Here is a 24,154-nt window from a genome sequence, read left to right as displayed (position 1 = left end):
TTAATCCTTTCGATCTATCTTATACGCAATAATATTATGTCCACAGCGTTGATCCTCAGGAGGCATCTGCATATAATCATCATACATATTGTCCAGGTATTCTCTCCAACAAGACATAACAGAGAATGATTGGTCTTCAAATTCAATGGTAGTCATCTTTTCAAAATCTTGTTTAGGTAATCGTTCCTTTACACCTTCACCCCATGCAATTACACCAACATGCTCTGATGTAGTGTAATCATAGGATTTAGCTAACTGATCCATGATATCAATACAATGCTGTTTACCAAATAAACGACATAATGGCACAACAACTAATTTGCCTAAAGTATGGATGAGAGATTGACCCTTAAACAGCTTAGCACTAGCTAATGTAAGTATTCTTTGATAAAAAATCGATTTATCATAAATCTCTTTCATGATGGACATATCTTCACTAAATCCATCAACAGGGAAAATATCTATCCACAAATACTTACTACGCAATGTATTAGAATATGTGTTTTCACAAGGAATGTTTTTATTAATTATAGCTGCATAGGTTGCATCCAAGCTATAATTAATAGGATTGGCGATTAACTCTAATCCATCATGATCATAATGCTCTTTTAACGTTAATAACCGTTCATAATCAGGTCTAGGCATGCAAACATCAATATCATCATCCCAAGGTATAAATCCTTTATGTCGAGCTGCACCTATTAATGTGCCATAACACAGACTATATTTTAAATTATATTTTTTACAAAATTGGTCAAAATCTTTGAGCAGATTCAACTCTTCTAATTGGACTTCACGTAAAGATAATTGTTGCATACTCATCCAACCCTATACTAAATAACAGTAACATCTGTATTAGATACAAATTTATCGAGAACACGCACCTCTTCAATCATATCTTGATGGCTCATTAAGAAACTTTCAGAATTCTTTCTAATACATGTTAAGAATTCAACAATCTCGTAGCGTAAACCTTCCCCTTCAAATTTATAGAAGTATTTTCGATTCAAGTTCACATCTTCAAAACGCAATTCAAAAAATTCTGTTTTCCACCAAGGCGCTGGTACGTAAATATACCCTTTTGAACCAGATATAACTAAATCACCTTCTGCTTTGGCATTAATAGCTACTGTAGCAGAAGCCATAGCATCATCATAGACAAAATTAATCTTTGATAAAATATCGACATCATCGACTTTATGGCTTATAAAATCAACATGATTATAATCAAAACCCAATAATTTAAAGATTGCTAATAAAGGATATGCAGCGAGAGATAAAATACTGCCCCCTGCTATCCTAACTTGATTCTCTAAATCATCGCCTAATACCTGTGTGAAATTGGCTTCCACATTAAATATCTTACCGATTTGCCCACTACGTGCCATGGCTATTAATTTACTAAAAGCAGGACTATACGCTGTCTTCAGTCCTTCCATTAATACTAAGTTGGAAGTTTTCGCCAAGTTCATTAAACGTAATGTTTCATCAAGGTCACTGCTAAATGGGAATTCTGTTAATACATGTTTTTTGGCTTGTAGTGCTTTTTCGATATAAGTTACACGTTTAGATAATGGCATATTAATGTATACCGCATCTACCTCATCTAGCAATATTTTAGATGAACTAAATTGCTCTAAATCATTAAACTGATGTGATTTATAGATAGTATCAACCGCATCTATTTCTGTGTAACCACCTATAATATCAATACCACTTACAAATTTAGCTTCATCTAAAAATCTATCTAAAATAACTTCATTACCGATAATACCCAATCTAACATTCTTGGAATTTCTGATTTGAGTACTAGAAATGCCTTGTGTTCTTGGTAAGTAAACTACCTTACAATACTCATTTAAATAATCAAAATATCCTTCCCAATCAGATCCCACAGTAAATATATCTATATTGAATCGTTTGATATCATCTATTTTTTGTCCAAAATATTCTTCTACTACGATTTCATCTGCAAAACCTGTAGCGCGCACATTATCAATACGCGTCATCAAAGAATCACGAACATTAAATTTACCTCTCGACTTATCAAAGTAGTCAGATGTAACACCAACAATAAGGTAGTCACCTAATGCTTTCGCATTTTTTAATAGATTATAATGCCCTTCATGAAACAAATCATATGTTCCATATGTTATTACCTTTACCATGCTATTTACCTGTAATCTCTTTAATTACTGATTTCAATGTTTCAACGAGAAATTCATTATCTTCAATGGTCGTATCCCCAATATGTGCCACCCTTAGAACATAGTCCTCGTTAACGCCACCCGTAGGATTTACAAAAATATCATATTTATCCTTCAAGATTGTAAATACATCTTTAGCAATTGGTTGTTCAAAACGAATGGGCGTAACTGCATTACTAATAGTGAAAGTAGGAATAGATACAGGTAATTCTTTAATTCTATTTCTAAAATCCTTAGCCACACTATCAATACGAGCTAAATAATTTTCAAAACCTTCCTCTTCAATAAGATGTAATGCCTTATTCATTTCTAAACATACCCCAACAGCAGGTGTGAATGGTGTTTGACCTCTCGTAAAGTTTTTTACATATTGGTTAAAATCGAAGTAAAGATTCTTAATATGATTATTTTTTACACGTTCTTCATATAATCTATCACTAATTACAATAGGAGATATACCTGGTGCGATACAAAGTCCCTTTTGAGAACTCAAAATAGTAACATCAATATTATTACCAGCCATATCATAATGATCAATTAAAAACGAACTAATCGCATCAATTACCAGGTACGCTTGTTTCTTTTTCGCAAAACAACTTAATAAATTAATATCATATAACTGCGCTGTAGAAGTTTCATCAATATTAGCAATAACAAAGGTAAAAGCTTGTTCTTCTACTGCCGCAAAGTGTTTAGCAGTCAACGCCTCACCATCTTCTAGTTTAATCATAGTATGAGGAATTTCATGAAGTTCACATAAATCGACAAAACGTTGACCAAATGTACCACCATTAATAACTAGTACATGGTCTGTTTCATTCATACAATTCATAATAGTCGCTTCTAATGCACCTGTACCAGAGGCTGTTAGATAGATGGATTTATAGCTTTCTGGTGCATTCATAAACTTTTTGAGCAGTCTATCTGAATCTAACATAACTTCAGAAAATTCCGTTGTTCTAAAATAAGGAACTTGTTGATGTCTTACATCAAGAATTTCCTGTCTCATTTGAGTTGGTCCTACTGTAAATAGTTTCATAATATAATCCCCTCTTATTGTTTCCAATACACTCTGTAGTTATGATGCGGTACCTGTCGATCTTTAGGTGGTGCTTCCATATAATTATTGTACAAATGACTTAAATAGAAATCGCTATCTGTAAGTCCCCAAAACTCAGTATCCTCAAAAGGATATAAGCTTCTATTATCAAACAAGGTCTTTTCATATACCTCTCGTTTATTACCACTTGCACAATCAACGAGAACACTTATGTATTTCGCATTGGAAAATGGATACTGTTGTGCATCTTGGTTAATCTTTTTAATTAAACTTGTAGTTGGCAAAAAATGCATTAAGCCGATAGCACCAAATTTTAAAAATGTCCGAACATAACCTTTTAACTTAGCAAAGCTACCTTTAGAGTCTACATAGCGATTACTGAATGTAAACTTCATAGAAGACCCATGGAATAACAAGTTTAAAAGTTGTTGGTGTCTAAAAAGTTTTTGTTGAGCCTGTGTATCATCCGGTAACCCATCAATAGGAAAGATATCTATAAATACACCAGCTTTATCAAAATTACGCCACAATGTATTATCAACCATAACTGTTTCTTGATCGAATACCTTTGCCATTGTATAGGTATAACTATCATCGGTTTCAATAGAATATACTTGATATCTTGGATTATGGTCATTATATGACTTAATAAAGCGATTATAATCATCGCGTGGCATCATGATATCAATATCATCATCCCATGGAATAAAGCCTCTATGTCTAACGGCTCCCAACATCGTTCCATACGCTAATACATATCGAATATCATGTGTATCACAAAAATGTGCCACATCTTTTAAAATATCTAAAGCGACACCCTTAATCTCCGAAAACCCAATTTCTCGCATCAAAAAAATTCCTCCATAATACAAATAAGTCTATTATTTAAAGAATTTTCTTTTTAAGAATAATCCACCTTTTTTCAACCAGTTTTGTGGCTCCATAAATGATACGTTTTGTTCTTTATAGTTGATGTTATTCGCTTCGAGCCATACATCGAGCAAAATTTCACTTACAAAACCATAAATACGTGCTTCGTACCTATCGTAATTAGAAATATCAACACGATTTTCAATTTCTTCTAAAATGGAGAACATCCACTCGCAGTATTGATCAAATAAGTCACGACGCATAACAAACATGTTAAACATATGCGCCCAAGTACGGTTACAAACCTTTGTAAATGCAGCACTATATTCTGGATATTTCTCAGCGATAATTTGCTCTGCCACATCAAGGCCTTCTGAATGATGAGCATGATTATAATGAGAGCGATTGGATTCGATATAATATTTACGCTTATCCGCTACTACTACAGGATATTCGGAAAGTAATTGTTCCCATTCAAAACCAGTCAAGATTTGCTCTTTTTTCGCCTCTACAGAACGAACTTCTTTGCGCGTAAAGTAACGTCTATAATGAACGAGACCAATATAATCCGCATCAAGATTTTTCCACGCCCAATAGAGGCCCGTCAATTCACAGTAATTAGCATTCTTTAAAGATATATTATCTCCTGTATGATCCCCTGTATAACCAATATCAGACTTACCTTCTCGCCCTACATGAATTGGCATATAGACAGAATCTTCAGGCATCCAATATTGTTTATGTGTTGCTACTAAAATCTTAATATTCACTAGTACTCTCCTACATGAGTATTGATTATCAAATCTATACCTACGACAGTAACAAAACTTATGCTAATTCCTTTTTTACTAATGCTAAAGCACTAGCAATGACCTTATCCATATCGTAATATTTATATTCCCCTAAACGACCACCAAAGATAACATTAGAAATCGCTTTAGCTTTTTTAACATATTTAGAATATAAATCTAAATTCTTTACGTCATTTACTGGATAATATGCTTCCTCACCGATTTTCCAGTCCTTTGGATATTCTTTTGTTACATACGTAACAGACTGTGTACCAAACTCAAAATGCTTATGTTCAATGATACGAGTATACGGAATCTCTCCTTCCGTATAGTTCACTACCGCAACGCCTTGATGATTTTCCTCTTCGAGACGCTCTGTTTCAAAGTGAAGACCACGATATTCTAATATCCCTTCAGAATAACCAAAGTATTCATCTATAGGGCCTGTGTAGATAATCTTATCTGCCAGAGTTTCGTATTCGTTCCGATATTTGAGGAAGTCTACACCTAAACGGACTTCAATGCCTTCTAACATGCGTTCAATCATCTTGGTATAGCCACCCATAGGAATACCTTGGAAGCGATCATTAAAATAGTTATTATCATATGTATAGCGCACAGGTAATCGTTTAATAATGAAAGCTGGTAACTCTGTACATTTACGGCCCCATTGTTTTTCCGTATACCCTTTGATGAGCTTTTCATAAATATCCGTACCTACAAGACTAATAGCTTGCTCTTCTAAGTTCTTTGGCTCCCCTAATATAGCAGCTCGTTGTTTAGTAATGATATCTTGTGCCTCTTTTGGAGTTCGAATATTCCACATTTTAGAGAATGTGTTCATATTGAACGGCAAATTGTACATCTCACCTTTATAATTTGCTACAGGACTATTTACATAGTGATTAAACTCAGCAAATTGATTGACATAATCCCACACATGTTTCAAGGATGTATGGAAAATATGAGCACCATAGACGTGAATGTTAATATCATCTTTGCTTTCACAATATAGATTACCTGCTATGTGATTGCGACGATCAATGACAAGTACAGATTTACCACGCTTGTGCGCTTCATGAGCAAATACAGCACCAAATGGGCCCGCTCCAACTACTAAATAGTCAAATTTTTTATTCATATATATATCCTTATTTTTTTATTCCAAGACATAATAATCGTGAATAATGATTTTTTCTTAAGATATAACCTATCAAAATAGATAGAGTTGTAGATGCTAAGAAGCAAACAATAAATGCTTCATAATACAATCCTAACTTAGACCAAAGTACAATTCTAAATGGAATTTTAACAATATCACTAAAGATATATATATCCATTGAAACAGTACCTAAAAAGACTAAAAATATTTTATATAGACCAACCTTAGATTGAATTTGATTAGCAATATAATATGTAATATTAATCCCCGAAACCGCTGTTATAAAAGTCACTATTTTAAAAGCATTAATATCATGAAGTAATGCATAATTACTTACAATGAAAATCACCATAGATGTAAGTGCTATCACTGTAGATTTCATATGATCTAATAGCATATACTTTTTTATATATAAGCCTAGGATATAGAAAAATTGAAAATATAATATCTTTGATACCATAGATACAGAAAAGATATTTAATACATCAGAAAAGATTCCAACAATGAAAGATATTAGTAATAAACCCAAATTTACACGTTTAACAAATAAAGCAATAAGGATTGAAATAAAGAACAAACAATATAAAAACCAAAGTTCTCCATCTGGATTAATACCAATAAATATTTTCCATATATCCTGTGCATTTATTTGTTGATTTGCAAATTTTGATAAAGCTAATTTGAAAGGAAAATATAGTGTTCCAATTGTAAAATAGGGAACCATCAAACGTATGCTTTTATCTTTTATAAACTTCTGAAAGCCTTCTTTCAAAGGTATATGCATAAAATAACCAGCCACAAAGAAAAAAACTGGCATATGGAAACTGTAAATTATCGTCCGCATCAAATATAAAGGATAACTAGCAATTCCACTAGCACTTGCTTGATCTGGTACAGAATGGCCCAAAACAACAAGTAAAATTGCAATTCCCTTCATAATATCAAAACTAGTATCCCTCATAATAACGATTAATAGGCCCCTTTCGATTTAGCAACAGCCAATACAGTTTTCAACAGATATACAATATCAATCCATACAGACCAATTATGAACATACCAAGAATCCATAAGAACTCGTTCTTCATAGGTGGTATCACTACGACCACTTACCTGCCAAACACCAGTAATCCCTGGTGGTACAAGGTAAAAGTCATTAATATAATCGCCGTATTTTACAATTTCATCTCGAACAATAGGTCTTGGCCCAACGAGGCTCATATCCCCAACGAGAACATTCCACAACTGTGGCAATTCATCAAGACTTGTCTTTCGAAGAAATTTACCGATTCTTGTAACGCGAGGATCATCCTTTAATTTAAAATCTCGTTCCCATTCTTCACGAGCAGCAGGATTATCCTTTAAATATTGCTCCAAAGCCTCTTGCGCATTTGGTACCATAGATCGGAATTTGTAACAAGAAAATGATTTCCCACCCTGTCCAACACGTTTATGACCAAATACGATAGGTCCTGGAGAATCTAAGTAAATCAATATAGCAATGATACCGAGAATTGGTAAAATCAAAATACCACCACATACGGTAGCTACAATGTCAAAAATACGTTTGAAAACACGGTTAGACTTGCGTGCTAGGTTATTTTGTACACGCAATATGACGGCTTGTTCTTCCATCATGCCACGTGCTGTAATATTACTGGCTGGTAAACCGAATAATTCAGGTACAAAGGCCACACGTTTTACTAATACTTGTAATTGATTAATCAAGGATACTAATCTTTTAGACTCAAGTCCGGGCGCACAAATCAGTACTGTTTGAACCCCTGTATCTTTAATAACGCTTTCTACATCTTTAAAGGCCCCAAGACATGGGTATTCTTTGGCGATGGATGATGATTTAGGATTATCATCTACATAACCAATAATCTTATAGGTAGTAATCGGCATGCGATCTAAAGACCTCTTTACAAGTTCCGCAGTCTTCCCCGCCCCAACGAGAAGGATTGGAATTGTTAAATATCCTGCTTTTGAAAGTATTTTTCCTACAATAAAACGCTCACTAAAGATAAATACGAGCATACATATGTAAGCAAAGGCAACAAATAAACGAGACACATCATTAATTACATGTCCCGTGTACATTAGAACAATCGATACGACAACTCCTATGGTAATGCTGCGAAATAAATTTTTCATCGTATCCCAATAAGGTGTTACCACAGAATAAGCATTATTAAGCAACAATATAGTTAAAAATACAATAGGCACAATACCATATACGTAAATTTCTTCTACCTTAAAATTTGAACTTACCGGTAAAATTGATAAGTTTAAACGCAAATAATAGGCTGCTAATGTCCCCAAAACAATAGCAATATAATCTGCTATAAGCACTATAAGCTTACTAATAAATAACTTTTTATTATTGTTATTACAGATAGAACTATTCATACTAATACCCCAAATTATAAAAAAAGATTGTTTTCTCAATATATTTTCAAGAAAACAACCTCTCTATCATACGAATACAATGTACCAATATTTACATATATTGTATCATATTTAAATATGTAAAACTATAAAAACATAGATTTCACCTATCTTTTATATAGTTCTTTGTTTTTTATGCCTATTTAAATTATACTTTATTGTCTATTAAATAGTAGTCAATTACGTTCTAAAAGACTATATCATTCTCAATTATCTCGCAATTGAAGCATTATCCCCATAACAATCCAAAACATTCGAATACCAGATGAGTTACCCCAAGTATAATCAACAGATCCAAATAAAAATAAATAACTAATAAAACCAACAATAATTGATAAATCATAAGGATTTGCAGACATAATATAATTTTTTACTGATTTATAGATTGTAAAAATTGAGAATCCTAAGAAACCAATAAGTCCTAATATGCCAGATTCAGAAGCTATTTGTAACATATTATTATGAGAATGTCCTAAATTTTGCATTTCCTGCTTTAATTGATATTGTTCTGCATACTTTTTTCCCCATAAGCCAGGACCAACACCTATAATGGGATGATCCAAAATCATTTGCTTATCGGCTTTCCATACATAGATACGGCCTAAATTTGAACCATCACTAGTTATATTAAAAGTACTTTCTAAACGCTCCATATAAGATTGATTACTAGTAAATGCATATCCTATGCCTACAACAGTCACAAATAATACTAATATATAGCGAATATTAACAAAGCAATAGCGCAATGTAATCAGTACGCCGTTAATTCCATTAAATAACCAGGAACCTCGGCTTTGGTTTCCCCACATTCCCAATAACATACCAAACAAAGAAAATACAGCTGATATTCTTACATACGAAGGAAATCTTTTATCATAGGCAACAATTAAAGCTAATGGAAAAGCTAATGTTAACAACATAGCTAGTCCCATCATAGAGCCATGAATAACGCCACCTGCGCGACCTCCTGGACCTACATTATATCCTAGTAAATATTGTACAAAGGCAGATAAAGCATCAATGCCCATATATACAAAAAATACTGATAATATGGTGTATAATTTGCGAGAACTTTTAATACATAACAGGATTGGTACGATGATTAATACCTTCCAAACCCAAATATTAAAGAAATATTTGGTCGTCACTAGTATATCATCGCTTATAAATGCTGATGGCAATACACACAGCAACATCACTAAATAAGCCCATCCATATTGGCGTATCGATTGTGGTACAGAGATTTCATGTCGTCTATACCAACAAGTTATTAAGGTCATCAAAATAATGAGACCATACATCAAATTCCCAAAAGCCATAGATGACCGTGTCATACATATCATAATCGAAATGAGTATCGTTAGTACCATTTCCGCATTGTTAAGTATCCAAGATTTCATACTAACTCCCTTATCCCTTATTCATATTATTTAATAATCAAGCATTGTTACTGTTTACATATACTTATTTTATTAAATGTTTCATATGGTCTTGAATTTCTTGCTCATATTGATCGAGTAAATCATAGCGTTTACGATATTGACTACGTTTTTGTGACTTAATTTCCTCGATTGGTTTTCGGTATTCCTCCAATGGAATTTTGAAAAACCGTTCATCGCTGCATACTACACCACCAGATTCCTCCCATAATGAATCTAGCTCTGCAACTTTAGCACGATGACCGCGAACTAAATGTGTATTAGCATAGAAACCTTCATCAGATACAGCATAGATAGATTCTACCTTACAAATGACTGCTATATGACGCAAGAGGAACATAATAAAGTTTTTTGGTCGATAACCAAACATTTTCTTAGTAACTGTTTTAGCATTATCAAGACCATCTTTATAACCTTGAACAGTGCCTATCCACATGGCAGGCTCCCCATTAAAGCCTTTCCCAAAACGGAAGTTAGCATGATATACACCTTGTTTGCCCAATGTTAGTAACAATGTCAAAAAACCTTCTTTTCGTTGCCCAGGTCCATAATATAAACGGGCCACCATATCAAGCTCTTCCGATTCCCATATGATAAAACCACGCTTCATACGACTTACGTCATCATAAATATTATCTGGATCTACAGAGTACATTTCACGAATTGCTTCATCTGTAAATACAGCTTTCAAATAATCAAAATGATTAATAATAGCCTCTAATCGTTCCTGTGGTGTCGAATTTTTAAACAAAAAATATCTTGTCATTAACTCATATAAACCAACTTGACGGTCTAATAGTACTGAATCAGGTGTGTAGCTTGCAAAATAATTCTCTAAGTCCTCTATTTCTCGTTTATTGCGGATAGAGCGCATTGTATGAAGGAAAGTACGTCGTGTCTCCCTCCAACTACGTTTGCCATATATTTTTCGGCCTTTCCTCCATTGATTTTGTATATACTGTAACACCTTATCACCTCAAATTACAAACTATCTTATCTATGGAATCCACCATCTTGTCGATGGTAAAAGTAGACTTCACACGTGTATATCCATGTTCAATTATAGATTTTCGAACTCCATCATTCTCCATTAAGCCTTGAATAGCCTCTATAATAGATTCACTATTAACCGTATCTATGAGAATACCAGATTTTCCATTCTCAATAATCTCTGCTTGCGCCCCTGATGTACTTGTTATAACGGGCACCTTGCAATACATAGCTTCACATAATACGAGACCAAAAGCTTCCTGCACCTTAGAGGGTGCTACTAAACAATGAATAGATCGATACCATCGATTCATATCCTTTTGAAAGCCCATGTACTGCACATATTCTTCCATCTGATGCTGCTTGATATACTGATTCATTTGTTCGATATCAGCAGACTTACCGTCTCCACATATAACTAAACGAACCTCATCAATTTTATTATGAATCACTCTAACCGCATCTAAAAGATCAAAGATTCCTTTATTTTCAATGATTCGACCTGCATAACCAACGATAAATGGCTTATTTGGAATATTATCATCAGAAACATCAGAAAAACGACGTGTATTAACGCCATTGTAAACAAGATGGTATTTATCAATTATGTTTGGAATGACTTGTGCATCGTAAACCTTTTTAGACACACATATAAAAGCATCTACCTGTGATTGAATCCACTGATGGTACATATCTGTTTTAGCTTTTATTACATTATGCTTATAAAAAATGAGTTTAGCACCCGTTAAACGCTTTAAAGCCAAGCATAATAAAATATATTTTCCTGAGTGACATTGAATAACTGTGATTCCCTTCTCTTTTATATGTTTTACAATAGATAAAAGAGAAGTAAATCCTTTATAGGAATAAAGATTAGCTGTTAAAACCTCTGCTACTTGCTCAAATCTTTCTTGCAATTCATGATTTGAAACATCAATCAAAACAAAAGAAGGTATCTGCCGTCTATGTAGTTCATCGCACATATCATATACGTATTGCTCTCCGCCGCCCCAAACTTTGGCGCCTACTACGTTCAGTATCGACATAGATACCCTCCTTCAAATATATACTGTAGTTAACTATATATAGTTAATCATATATGAAATTATTTTTCATCTATTTTTTAGAAAACAATATCTTTTCATGATTAATGAACCACATAGTCAATAATGTCCAATCACGAGCATCATTCCCATGATTATTAATAGGACGAATTGGCTCAACCGGTTTATAGGATGGTATATTGCTTTCACCATAATCCATACGAACATCGCCCATCATATGAGGCGTAATCCATTGATACGGTGTAACTAATGTATCTGGCTGTTCATCAAACAAGGACGGTACGATGGAGTAATATTCAAAACCCTTTGGTGCAATAGCTTCAATAATGGTAGGCATGAGACTCATATGCGTGCCAATTGGCGCTGTAATCGTGTCTTTAGTGAAAGCAGGATGTTGCAACAATCCTACGGTACAGAATGTGTCGCGCAAGGTATAGTCTCGTTGAATTAAGGATGTATTATTCAAAAAGCCAAATAGATTAGAGTGGTCACCAGTGACAACGAATAAACTATCTGGAAAGGCCTTTTTCATAGCATTAATAAAGTTAAAAATAGCCTTATCACTATAGCGATAAGTAGCCAATTCCTTATTGCGTTTCTTATTGGATTTTAAATCATCTCCAAGGTTTGGCATGACCTGTTTAGGATCATAATCTAATAAGGAATCCTCCATTTTATAAGGACCATGATTGGATGTAGTATAAATAAAATGGAATGTAGGATGTTCTAAGGATTTGATTTCCTCTTCGATATGTTCTAAAAATACATGGTCATAAACGCCTACCCAAGTCTTAGGTGCATCGGGGCCGCAAAAAACAGAAGCGCTTTCCACTTGATCAAAGCCTTGCGCCTTACCAAAGTGATTAAAGTTGCCGTACGATGCATTGCCACCATACCAGTAAATCGTATCATAGCCTAAATTCTTCATTTGAGATGCCAAAGAAGTCGGCAATGGTTCATGCCAGAAGGCTTCCCGTTCATTGATTTCCATACCCGCATCATAAACACCGGATAACAGACTCACAATGGATGGGCGAGACACATTACCAGCAGGCAAGAAATTAGGTACTTGCGCCGTATGAGGATTATCTTTAAAATCCCATAAGCCAGGGCATATATTGAGATCCTTGTAAGGTTCATCAAGAGACCACTGAGGGATACTTTCACCAACAATAAAGAAAATATGCTGTGGTTTATCAATACGAGGACCTGATGCAACGCGCTTGAATGCATGAAGTGGTGTATTCAAATCCTGCCAAGAATCTTTATATTCCTTAGGAACAATACGGTGAATCGCGTCATCAATGTCCTCAGCAGATGCCGTATATTCATCACGAAGTGGATGTTTTAGCACTGTTTCTATGGCACATAGATCTGGCACCGTTGCACGAGCAAAGAATATATCCTCTTTTATCACTGTAGGAATCGTATCCCACTCAGGTTTATCATCATGAGATAATGTTCCACCATAGCGGAACCAATAAAATCCCAAAACAGAGATAGCCACAAGCCCTATATTCCAAACTATAGTAGGCCAAGTTCCTTCAATAGTTGGATATGGTATAGATGGCAATGATAAAAAGAAATTTCCTATGTACCAGGATATAAATGTAATAGGAATTAATCCTAAGATGACAAGCATTCCTCGATCTTGATTAAAGAATACATCAATTAAATTATGTTTTTCTGCATGATTTCCATAATGAACCATATAGTTGTACGTATCATGGAAATGCTTGTAGAAAATCATTTTTCCTGCAAAGGCTGCATATAATACGCAGGAATAAATGGTTAATCCTACCAATCGTACAGCATCTTCTATTTGATGATACCTATCAAATAATAATGCAGGGAGCGTCACCAATACTAAGGGTAGTAAGAATACATAAGCATCAAAATCCATGCCCCACCAGAAGCCGTAACGCAATGAACCCAATACAGATTTCCAGCGTCCCTTCCATGTGGGGTAAGGATTATACACAATCATGAATATGATTCGAAAGATGGTACTCAATATAGGGGCCCAAAGCATTAGTTTTATATTTTGTTGTAGGGATAGAAAAAATTGTTCACTCATTTATGCTTCCATATCTACATCAAGAACAATACTTCCCCATAGCAATTTACTATACTAAATCACTTATTATAATTGCCCATTAGATTTATTTAAATAATATAATTTCACATATTTCGTCATGGTGTACATCATATGGTAAATAGATAATAGAAAGCCTATTTTTCCATCTAATATGCCACCTTGCAAAATATATATCTTAAAAAATGCCCATGTTGGACGCAATAAAATATCCCCTAAAAAACTACAAGACTTCCCTTGTGCCTTGTATTTGTTAGCTGCTGCTGTCGTATACTTATTAAACTTCTCAAAGAATTGATGCCAGTTATCATACGTATAGTGATATAATTTTCCCTCTAATGTAGCTTGTGGATAGGGACTGATAAAAACTTCATGAACAGCACCTTCTACAGTTGCTCCCTCTCGAGGCATCAATCGTAACACCTTATCAGGTCTTACCACACCATGAGTTGCCTGATTATGATGGAATAGATTATATCTATGTAACCAATAAGCCTTCGGTTCACCTTGGATAGCTCGTTGAATAGACTTTGCTAACTCTTGTGATACGCGCTCATCAGAGTCGACAAATAGAATCCATTCACTCTGGGCTTGTGAAATACCAAAGCGTCGTTGTTGTGACCAATCTCCATTTAAAGGATGCGGTATAACCTTTGCACCCAGTTCAGTAGCAAGTGATACGGTTTGATCTGTACTACCATCATCGATAACTAAAATTTCATCAGCAAATTGAATACTCTTAATACAATCTACAATATGTTGTTCTTCATTGCGGGCTAAGATAATAGCCGTAATTGTTGACATAAGTTGCCTCAATATTCATATAATTTCAATCCGGATATAAAATTAATTACTTATCCAATTATAAAGATTTCTTGATTCGTTCTAATCCAAACATCATATGACCATACAGTTTTGAGATAAATGGAGCATGGAGTGCACCGTATAATAACACTTGATATTTGGAACCAATGGAAGGCATATCAGAAGACCGTTCCTCTTGTTTTAAATACTCTAGCATATGCTCTATCTGTTTTTCTTGTAATTCTGGTTTTGCTAAGTTAAAACCAATTCCCCCAACAGCACTGCGAATAGCTCTATGACGACAGTATCGCACAAAGTCTGTCATACCTAGTTCCTCAGCTAATGGTTGACGATATAAATATGAACAAAATAACCCATATTTGCTCTTTGCACTCCAATTACTTGTAATCGAATTTTCATTATCACAATTATAAAAGTAAAGGGATTTTTGTAAATAATATACAGATGAAAGATTTTTAAAGACCAACGGCATAATCATAAGGTCCTCAAAATCTGTATTTTCTTTTAATCGAATTTCTTTCCACGCATTTGCTTTAAAAAATTTATTACATAAATAATTTGGAATTTTATCCTCAATCAATGCTGTGTATGCACTTTTAATATCTATGAAATAACGTTCATCCATATGTCGTGGACTTATCTTGCCATTTTCTACAACAGCGATATCAAAAACAACTACATCTACTTGTTTCTCATTAATTGTTGATAAGCAATCTTCTATCATAGTCGGTGCTACGTAATCATCACCATCTACAAAGGCAATGTATTCCCCTTTTACGATAGCAAGTCCATCATTTCGCGTCTTACTAACACCCATATTACGCTCATGATGAATAACAGTAATTCTATCATCTTTTGCTGCATAGTCATCACAAATTTGTCCACTATTATCTGGTGAACTATCTTCAATCAATATGATTTGTAAATTACTATATGTTTGATTTTGTAAACTTTCGATACACTTACCAATATATTCTTCTGCTTTGTACACAGGAATAACTATAGATACTAAAGGTCTATATTGATTTTCCATAATTAACTCCCTCTTATTTATAAGCTTTTTCCGCTTTATATCCCTTTTTATATTTTGATTTTACTTGTAAATAATCTAATTTATCTTGTAATTGATTACACTTCAAAGCAAACCAATCTTTAAAGGTACCTTTACGAATAGTGCCTTCACAAAATACAGAACCATCAATAGACTCTAGCCGCAATTGTAATGGCTTAGTTGTTAACTCCCGTTCAATCAAAATCTGTAATACAGATTCATCGATATATTTATCATTGATAAGCCATCTATATGTATTTTTTTGTTCTGATTCTCTATATGTAAGCATATCTTTTCTAATGCCTTCAATATAAGACGTAATCATAGGGATTTTTTCACCTGGATACACCACCCAATTATACATAAAATGATTATCTGCTAATATATGACAATAATCATACTTATCATTAATAGCACTATACAATTCTATTTCAGATAACCCCAAACATTGTTTATCAATATATATATCAATCCACTCTAAGAATAATGGTTTATCAAAAATATAAGATATACCCTGCCCTATATGAATAATTTCATCTAGTTGCACATGTTTACCAGCACTAGTTTCAATACGAATAGAGCATAATTCATGAGACTTATGTACACTACCAAATAACTGAATTACCTGTATCTGAGTAATTTTTGTAAAAGAAATATGAACCTTACGTTCTGTATCATCTACTGATGGCATCCACATATAGTTATTTGCATCATATACATTAGATTTGACATCTACAGTGTTAAAACGTAAAAAGTCATTGAGATAGTTAGCATTCCCAGATGAAACTGTTATATCTGCATGTAAAGCTATATTATCGGTTCTTCTTTTCCAAAATACTTGATCGCCATTAATAAGTCGAGAACCACGTTTATACCCTTGTTGACTCACATGAGACGCCATAGCCTTAAAAATAGGATTTTGTATTAATTTCTTTTCTCGACATGCTTGAGGAACCGAAATTCTTAGACGATGTATCCAAGATAAAGTTGGATTCCCTGTACTAAATTCATCAGTTGGTAATGCTTTTTTATTTATTACAGTAGATAATAGGTGATTATTATAGTAATCATCTATCGTTTCATAGCCTGTAGCATAAGCAAAGCCTTTTAAAAGTTGAGGTCTAAACTCAGTATATTTTATAATCCATTCCATTGCACTTTCAACTGTAAATGTACATAATCTATGGTCTACATGAGTATCATAATCCGTTGCTATAATTGTATCTGGTTTAAAATGTAAAATTGCATCAATCACAGATTCTACAATACCATTCCAAGAATATGGTTTGGGCTTAGACATTACTAAACTAGCAAAATCAGCTCCATATGTTTGATTATGATTAGCATGACTCGTAATAATTGCCGATTTATTATAAATGATTTCATGACCAATAAAATCGCCAAATCCTAAGAAAATAATATTCTCTTGAGGTAATCCAATTTCTTTAGCCATTTGATATGTCTCATTACATCGCACATCAAAAGTATATTCATAATCACCATTTGTAAGAAAAACTACATATACCTCTAGCCCTTCTTGTATCGCCCCATATATAGTGGCACCAGCCATATTAATCTCATCATCTTCGTGAGGAACAATAAACATAACTGAATGACCATGAAAGAATTTTTCATAAGAAAAACTAGATGTATTCATAAATAGAAAAACTCCCAATTACTAATTCTATATATTATTTACAATTACTGTATAACATCCCCATGTTTAATACGCCATGCCGCAAGTTCGCGCATGTTTTTAATCATATCTCCATAGGATTGAGGCATACTCGCACTTTGTTCTAACACTTTGCCATTTTTATCGAGATATAGTCTATGATTAAATACAAATTCCTCTTGTGTAAACAAGCTTGGTACCATCGCTTCATAGGTTTGACCAGGTCGGCCTACCAATTCCGCTAAGGTTGGAATGATTTGAATGCTCATGCCGAACGCATTAGGTGCAAGCCAATCTTTATAAATTCCACGACCATAAAAAATAATAGGAATAGTAGATGCCACATTAGGGCCTACTTCACGAGCAAAGTTAAAGCGTTCGCTATGGTCACCTGTAATGACGAAGAGTGCAGAAGGATCTGCTATTTCTTCGCGAGCGATAAAATCACCCATTACGTGGTCTGCGTACCAAATATGGCCCATTTCGTTCAATTGCTTATCGTTTTCTTCGATAGAATCTGGCAAATGCCCTTTTACCTTATTCACATCGTAGCCTTCCTTAGCCACATTGATGCTATACGGCGGATGATTAGAGGTGGTCATAATCACATTGAAGATTTTTTCTCCTCTATGCTGATCCATGTAGGCAGAAATAGCTTTAAACAAGTCTTTATCGCCTACGCCCCAAGCGTTGCCGTCTTCGCTTGGCATTTCGGAGGCATCGTGGAATTCATCAAAACCTTGAGATAAAACAAAGTTTTTAACATTTTGCCATGTGCTAAAGCCACCATACCAGAATACAGTCTTATAGCCTAGCTTTTTCATAACAGGACCAATGCCTAAACCATAAGGCTCTTTAAAACTTTCACCTTCATAGTTAGGATATAACCCTGTATCAGGCATACCCGTCAACAAACCATTGATGGCCGGCATGGTGCCCGTGCCTTGGGCGAGGGCTAGCTGCGTGCTCATCGCTTGAGGACTAGAAGCGTATTTACGACCTTGCTCAACGAGGTACGCCCCAGGCTCGTTATATTCAGCGAGGAACGGCCACAAGCCATAGGATTCTCCAAGAACGAGGTTTATGGACTGCGGTTGATCCGCTAATCGTTGTGTCGTAATGGTTCTCGTGAAAGAACCGTCAAAATTTGTACCGTTAAACTTACCACCAACGGCAGTGATTTTTTCATTTAACTCTTGAGGCGTTAAGTTAATAACCTCAAGCTCAGCCGTCCGTTTCGCAATGCTTTTAACACGATAGAGAGCCTGCACATCATCGAGGATATTTTCGTTTAACAGATTGGAACTAAGACGAGCCGCACTTTCCCAGTTGATGGAGTTCGTATAGCTGAAAGCACCGCCAAATCTAAAGAATAGACCTAGTACGCCGATAACAATAGTCAGCCCAATGCCCGTCATCCATTGTGTTTTCTTTGTCTTAGGATACCAAGTAGTACAAAGTCGTTGATTATCTGCAGAATCAATATTTTTTAAATCATCAGCATCATCACCATTCCTTAGATTATCAGCGTAGTCACTATATTTCTTCGTGTTCCACGCTAAAAAACGAACTAGGAACCAGCAAAGAGCTGCGCTCAATACAACGGCCCCAATGATGTACATGAGGGCATTATATTCGTTGATTGCTGTATTTACAATGGCGCCGATATCATCGTTTTTACCATTGATGAGCATCGCATTGTAAGAGGAGTTAAAGATTTTATAAAACGGAATACGTCCCAAAAATAGGAATGTCAACAATACAGTCGCAATGGAGTAGAGGACCTGTTTAATGCGCAAAGACGGCCATTTTGGTGCAAAGGTATGCACCAACGTACCCCCTAAAAAGCCCAGTAAACACAAAGAACCGACGGTCTTGAGACTCAATCTAAAGCCTAGCCATAAGGACGTGAGGATATTCTCCATCGTCACAGAAGCTAGTTGTGATTGAAATACTGCAAGAAACACGATTCTAAATGCAGTCAACAAAGCAGAGAAAAAGATAAATACCTTAATCTCTGTTCGTATGCCTTCAAATAATCGCTGCCATCGGTTCATCATTAACCCCTAACTGTTGTATCCTATAACTCTAATTATTAACCTAACTAGTATGTTAGAAAAATAACTATATTGTTACATGCATAACAAAACTACATAACTATACTGCCTAAATGATTAATAAAATATCATAAACTACATATATATGGTACACATATTCTACGTAATATTCTAGTAATTACATAACTATCAATTATCTTGGATATTTCTTACATTTAGGGCCTTTACATCGTTTGCATTTACCGCATCCACGGTCGATAGTCTCAGCACCTGCTGATTTTTTCGCACTAGCACTCTCCTTGACCATCTTTTCAGAGGTCTTACTATTCCATACGGAAACTATCGATTCTGCTTTTTTGCGGATTCATCTTTTTTGGATTTTTGATCCTTTTTCTTGTCTTTCTTCTTATCTTTTTTCTTGAAAGTATCCGCTAAGAAGACTGTTTTTAACTTATCGTTTAAGATTTTAAGCTTCTTTTCAGCCTTGTCTTTCTTTTTCTTTAACTTTTCTTCGGCTTTATAAAGCTTATCTTCTTTATGCTTCTTGTGTTTTTTATCTTTCTTATCTTCTTTAGACTTCTTATCTTTCTTAGATTTCTTATCTTCCTTGGATTTTTTGTCTTCTTTGAATTTCTTATCCTCTTTAGCTTTTTTGTCTTCCTTGGATTTTTTATCGTCCTTAGATTTCTTGTCCTCAGAACCGTTAATACGCGCCCATTCATCGTCAACGCGTTTTAATTTCTTTTTAAGAAGCTTTTCCATCTTCTTATTTGTTTTATCGGACTCTAAACCGGCTTTACCAAATAACAAAGCATTCACCGCCGTGTATGGATCGATAGACGACATATCCTCATCATCCACTTTAGCTTCCTCTGATTTCTTATCTTTCGAAAATTCATCAAGACCATCTACATTTAACTCTTCATTTTCATCTAAATGATGAATTGCTAAGCTTTCAACGCCTTCTAATGGTTTTACATCAAGGTGCTCAATCGCAGTATCTTCAAAATCTGTTATTTCCTTATTGGAACTTTCACCAAAACCAGTAAAGAGGCCGCCTATAGATTTTAATTCATTCAATTTAATATGATTCATGCCCACCGTAGAATCATGATGCACAGGAACATCAGATAATTGTACCTGTTCCATAGCATATGCATCATCATTGTGACTCGCACCCTTGCCAAGTCCAGATGTATTAGAAATAACGATATCTTCCTTATCATCACCTAGCACATCGCCAAATAAATCTTCTTCTAAAGATTCGTAAGAATGCAATAAGGTCATACGTTTTTGAACATCTTCAATTTGATTCCACAAATCAACGAGAGAAGATGTATAGTACACCCGTTCCTTTACCTCTAAATACGCTTGGTAAACGATAGATAATTCGGTCTCATTAAGGCCTTCCTCTGCACCAATTTCTTCAATCATTTGTTGAATCTGTTGATCTCGGTCATATCGTTTAATTAAAGCTTTACGAATGCGTTCAATCAACATTGTATCGATGAGTTCCATATGCACCTCCTGTATTCAATACACTCAGTCCTATCCGCTACATTAGCGTATACGAATCAATGTATAGAACCATAAAAATGAATTGATTTTATAATCTCTAATATATTATTATAGCAGAATTTATCTGCTTTTTCCTTAATAATATGTGTAAAAGTTCCTTAAAAATAGAATAAAACCTCAATTTGAATACGTTCCAAATAGTATGCATTTCATACTACTAAAACACTATTCAAACTGAGGTTATTTAATTAACTGTTACATCAAAATATATCAAATTGTTACATAAAGGTCTTAAATTACTGCACTAAAACAAGTTAACTGAATAGACGAGAATTCGTTCTTTTGCATCGCTTGCTTCAAAGAGATCACTACAATCAATAGGTTCCTCTTGTTCCAAGCGCACATGGTTATTTAAAAAGTTCTCCACCTCTTCATTAACATAGTAGAAAAATAACTTAATCTCCCGAGGATTATGATATAGCGAATCAAAGATATTTCCTAGTACCCGCTTAATCGTATGGAGTGCAAAGGGATTAAAGAAAAAACATCGATCAGCCTGCTCAGGTAACTCGTAGAGAGCCGCATCACCGTGTACAAAAGACACGCGATGGCGCGCTGCTGGACTTTCACCATTAATCAAAGCCTTTTCATATAGCCGTTCATCATATTCGATGCCTATAGAATGACAGCCCGTTTGGTAAGCCATGAAAATACTCACTCGGCCCTTGCCACTACCATAATCGATGAGCGTATTTTTCTTGCGAATATGACCACTATTTGCTAAACGCTCCAACACGCAATAATCCGTCGGCTCGTACGGATGATGCTCCGTATCGGAACGACTATCATCGCGACCAGAGGTTTTAATTTGTAATACACTTTCCCACTCTTGCTCTGTTGCCATCTATATAATCCTATTATGAAGCCTAAATTATATGACCTAATACTGATATTAATCTTAATTTCTATACATACTATACCCTTATTAGGGTACTATTTACTAGTCCAGTAACACCTATAGTATATAACAAAAGCATCCACATCGGGTGCTTTTGTTATATGAAACACTTATTAATGTCGATATGGTATACTAGGAGTAATATTTCTATTATTCTCATGTGCAGAATTATATGTCATTAAAAAGGAGTATCTACTTACATGGACAGTGATCTGACCTTAGATTTTATAATTATCATCGTATTAATCATCGCGAATGGTTTATTCTCTATGACGGAGTTAGCCATCGTGAATGCGAAAAAACGTAAGCTTGAAGAATTAGCTGAAGCAGGCAATGAACGCGCGAAAAAGGCCTTTGAATTGGCAGAGAACCCAAATGATATGTTCTCCACGATTCAAATTGGCATTACCCTCGTTGGTATTTTAACTGGTTTATATTCTGGTGCCACCTTTTCTGGTCCTTTAGAAGAAATATTAACTGCTAATATTCCAAGCATTGAACCGTACGCAGCCTCAGTGAGCTCCTTCCTCATCGTTGCGATCATCACTTATTTATCCCTCGTTATAGGGGAGCTCGTGCCAAAACGATTAGCCTTAAATAGCCCTGAGGGCATCGCTGTGGTGGTAGCAAAACCGATTTATTGGCTTTCTGTAGCCCTAAAACCAATCGTTAGCTTCCTCGGCATTTCCACAGAATTCCTCTTAAAAATATTAGGCGTTACTGTAAAAGAAGAAGCCCCTGTTACAGAATCTGAAATTAATAAAATGCTTACCGAAGGCGTTGCCATGGGTGCTTACGAAGAGGAAGAACCTATCCTCGTAGAAAATATCTTCCATCTTGCAGATATGAACGCAGGTGATATAATGACGCCTCGTACACAGCTCAAATGGATTGATCTTAACGGTACGGAAGATGAAATCATGGAGGTTCTCAAGAATGCCAACCATTACCGCATTCCTGTAGGTACCGATTCCTTGGATGAATTAAAGGGTCTCATTACCGTATCCGACGTATTAGTTCAAATTATGCAACGTCCTAGTGAAAGTTCTATTCACGATATCATCAAAGCTTGTTTGAAAGAACCTGTTCTCGTTCCTGAATCCATTTCACTCATGAAATTATTGAACGTTCTACGTACAGAAGGCGTTCATGAAGCAATTATCCTCGACGAATATGGTGGTTTTACTGGTCTTGTCACCTTGCATGATATCATGGAGGAAATTGTAGGCCTTATGCCTTCCGGTGAGGAAGAACTCAAGGAAGAAGAAAACAAAATCATCGAACGCGATGGTGCATGGCTCGTAGATGGCCTTCTCAACGTAGACGAATTTAAAGAATTCTTTCACATCGATCAAGAATTACCAGGCGAAGAAGACGATTTGTACAAAACTATGGGCGGTCTCTTAAACGTCCTCTTCGGCCGCATTCCAAAAGAATTAGACAAGGCAAAATGGGATGGCTATACCTTTGAAGTCATCGATATGGATCATACTCGTATTGATAAAATTCTTGTAACCTATGAAGAACCAATTATAGAACAAGAAGAAGAAAAATAAAGTTCAAACTATACATAAACAAAAGCTGACAAAAGCTAAAGAAGTGAGTTCTCTTCCTATGAACTGTACCCCAAAAAGTGGACATATTTTTGGATACAGCTCAATCAATAGAGGACTCACTTTTTTGATACATTTTTGTATCCATAAAATAAGTAATACATATACTATCAAAATATATAGATTACTTTAAAAAATTATCACCAATTATATGCATTAATTATATAATTCTTTTATTTTCTGCATAAAGGCTAGAACTTTCAACATAAATATAGTATTATTAAATTGTATAAAATATATAATAAAATCTAATATAGAAATAATAGCTATCCTAAAATAGGTTCAATAAAATATAAAGTCCTATGATCACTTTATATAGTGTATTTCATAG

19 protein-coding genes are annotated in these 24,154 nt (G+C 34.8%); 1 reads left to right on the top strand and 18 read right to left on the bottom strand.

The window, feature by feature from the left end:
- The 18 genes from E7A03_RS06140 to E7A03_RS06055 all read right to left on the bottom strand — a co-directional run bounded on the left by E7A03_RS06140 (position 1) and on the right by E7A03_RS06055 (position 22,156).
- On the bottom strand, positions 1–822 hold the full coding sequence (locus E7A03_RS06140) for a LicD family protein (RefSeq protein ID WP_287510030.1): 822 nt from the start codon (positions 820–822) through the stop codon (positions 1–3).
- Positions 823–833: 11 nt separating this feature from the next.
- The gene (locus tag E7A03_RS06135; protein ID WP_288565367.1) at positions 834–2,168 is read right to left on the bottom strand and encodes an adenylyltransferase/cytidyltransferase family protein; all 1,335 of its coding nucleotides are present in this window, start codon (positions 2,166–2,168) and stop codon (positions 834–836) included.
- 1 nt (position 2,169) lies between these two features.
- Positions 2,170–3,246, bottom strand: coding sequence for a pyridoxal-phosphate-dependent aminotransferase family protein (locus E7A03_RS06130; protein WP_316073857.1), 1,077 nt, complete (start codon positions 3,244–3,246; stop codon positions 2,170–2,172).
- A gap of 14 nt (positions 3,247–3,260) precedes the next feature.
- The gene (locus tag E7A03_RS06125; RefSeq protein WP_227037436.1) at positions 3,261–4,115 is read right to left on the bottom strand and encodes a LicD family protein; all 855 of its coding nucleotides are present in this window, start codon (positions 4,113–4,115) and stop codon (positions 3,261–3,263) included.
- Between the two features lie 33 nt (positions 4,116–4,148).
- The gene (locus E7A03_RS06120; RefSeq protein ID WP_311574275.1) at positions 4,149–4,907 is read right to left on the bottom strand and encodes a DUF4422 domain-containing protein; all 759 of its coding nucleotides are present in this window, start codon (positions 4,905–4,907) and stop codon (positions 4,149–4,151) included.
- A 58-nt stretch (positions 4,908–4,965) separates the two neighbouring features.
- Entirely contained in the window at positions 4,966–6,069 is a 1,104-nt protein-coding gene (gene glf / locus E7A03_RS06115; RefSeq protein WP_316073856.1) for a UDP-galactopyranose mutase, read from the bottom strand.
- Positions 6,070–6,079: 10 nt separating this feature from the next.
- On the bottom strand, positions 6,080–7,027 hold the full coding sequence (locus tag E7A03_RS06110; RefSeq protein ID WP_316073855.1) for an acyltransferase family protein: 948 nt from the start codon (positions 7,025–7,027) through the stop codon (positions 6,080–6,082).
- Positions 7,028–7,059: 32 nt separating this feature from the next.
- Positions 7,060–8,499, bottom strand: a complete 1,440-nt coding sequence (gene wbaP / locus E7A03_RS06105; RefSeq protein ID WP_316073854.1) for an undecaprenyl-phosphate galactose phosphotransferase WbaP — start codon at positions 8,497–8,499, stop codon at positions 7,060–7,062.
- A 245-nt stretch (positions 8,500–8,744) separates the two neighbouring features.
- Positions 8,745–9,938, bottom strand: coding sequence for an O-antigen ligase family protein (locus tag E7A03_RS06100; protein WP_058948361.1), 1,194 nt, complete (start codon positions 9,936–9,938; stop codon positions 8,745–8,747).
- A gap of 64 nt (positions 9,939–10,002) precedes the next feature.
- Positions 10,003–10,944 (bottom strand): VirK/YbjX family protein, encoded by a 942-nt coding sequence (locus tag E7A03_RS06095; protein ID WP_058948360.1) that lies wholly within the window; start codon positions 10,942–10,944, stop codon positions 10,003–10,005.
- Between the two features lie 4 nt (positions 10,945–10,948).
- A complete protein-coding gene (locus tag E7A03_RS06090; RefSeq protein ID WP_004692926.1) occupies positions 10,949–12,013 on the bottom strand; it encodes a glycosyltransferase family 4 protein in 1,065 nt (354 codons plus the stop codon).
- Between the two features lie 70 nt (positions 12,014–12,083).
- Entirely contained in the window at positions 12,084–14,108 is a 2,025-nt protein-coding gene (locus tag E7A03_RS06085) for an LTA synthase family protein (RefSeq protein WP_058948358.1), read from the bottom strand.
- A gap of 66 nt (positions 14,109–14,174) precedes the next feature.
- On the bottom strand, positions 14,175–14,930 hold the full coding sequence (locus E7A03_RS06080) for a glycosyltransferase family 2 protein (RefSeq protein WP_058948357.1): 756 nt from the start codon (positions 14,928–14,930) through the stop codon (positions 14,175–14,177).
- A 58-nt stretch (positions 14,931–14,988) separates the two neighbouring features.
- Positions 14,989–15,984, bottom strand: a complete 996-nt coding sequence (locus tag E7A03_RS06075) for a glycosyltransferase family 2 protein (RefSeq protein ID WP_058948356.1) — start codon at positions 15,982–15,984, stop codon at positions 14,989–14,991.
- A 13-nt stretch (positions 15,985–15,997) separates the two neighbouring features.
- Complete coding sequence (locus tag E7A03_RS06070) at positions 15,998–17,659, bottom strand: PIG-L family deacetylase (protein WP_227037178.1); 1,662 nt, start codon at positions 17,657–17,659, stop codon at positions 15,998–16,000.
- A gap of 44 nt (positions 17,660–17,703) precedes the next feature.
- A complete protein-coding gene (locus E7A03_RS06065; protein ID WP_316073853.1) occupies positions 17,704–19,737 on the bottom strand; it encodes an LTA synthase family protein in 2,034 nt (677 codons plus the stop codon).
- A 336-nt stretch (positions 19,738–20,073) separates the two neighbouring features.
- On the bottom strand, positions 20,074–21,252 hold the full coding sequence (locus tag E7A03_RS06060; protein ID WP_287510050.1) for a transcriptional regulator: 1,179 nt from the start codon (positions 21,250–21,252) through the stop codon (positions 20,074–20,076).
- A 304-nt stretch (positions 21,253–21,556) separates the two neighbouring features.
- Positions 21,557–22,156, bottom strand: coding sequence for a class I SAM-dependent methyltransferase (locus E7A03_RS06055; protein WP_187002416.1), 600 nt, complete (start codon positions 22,154–22,156; stop codon positions 21,557–21,559).
- 254 nt (positions 22,157–22,410) lie between these two features.
- Here E7A03_RS06055 and E7A03_RS06050 point away from each other — a divergent pair, with 254 nt between their 5' ends.
- Positions 22,411–23,766 (top strand): hemolysin family protein, encoded by a 1,356-nt coding sequence (locus E7A03_RS06050; protein WP_287510096.1) that lies wholly within the window; start codon positions 22,411–22,413, stop codon positions 23,764–23,766.
- Positions 23,767–24,154: the final 388 nt, after the last annotated feature.

The organism is Veillonella parvula (assembly GCF_032472435.1).
GTDB classification, from domain to species: Bacteria; Bacillota; Negativicutes; order Veillonellales; family Veillonellaceae; genus Veillonella; species Veillonella parvula_N.
This window is presented reverse-complemented; position numbering and strand designations above follow the sequence as displayed.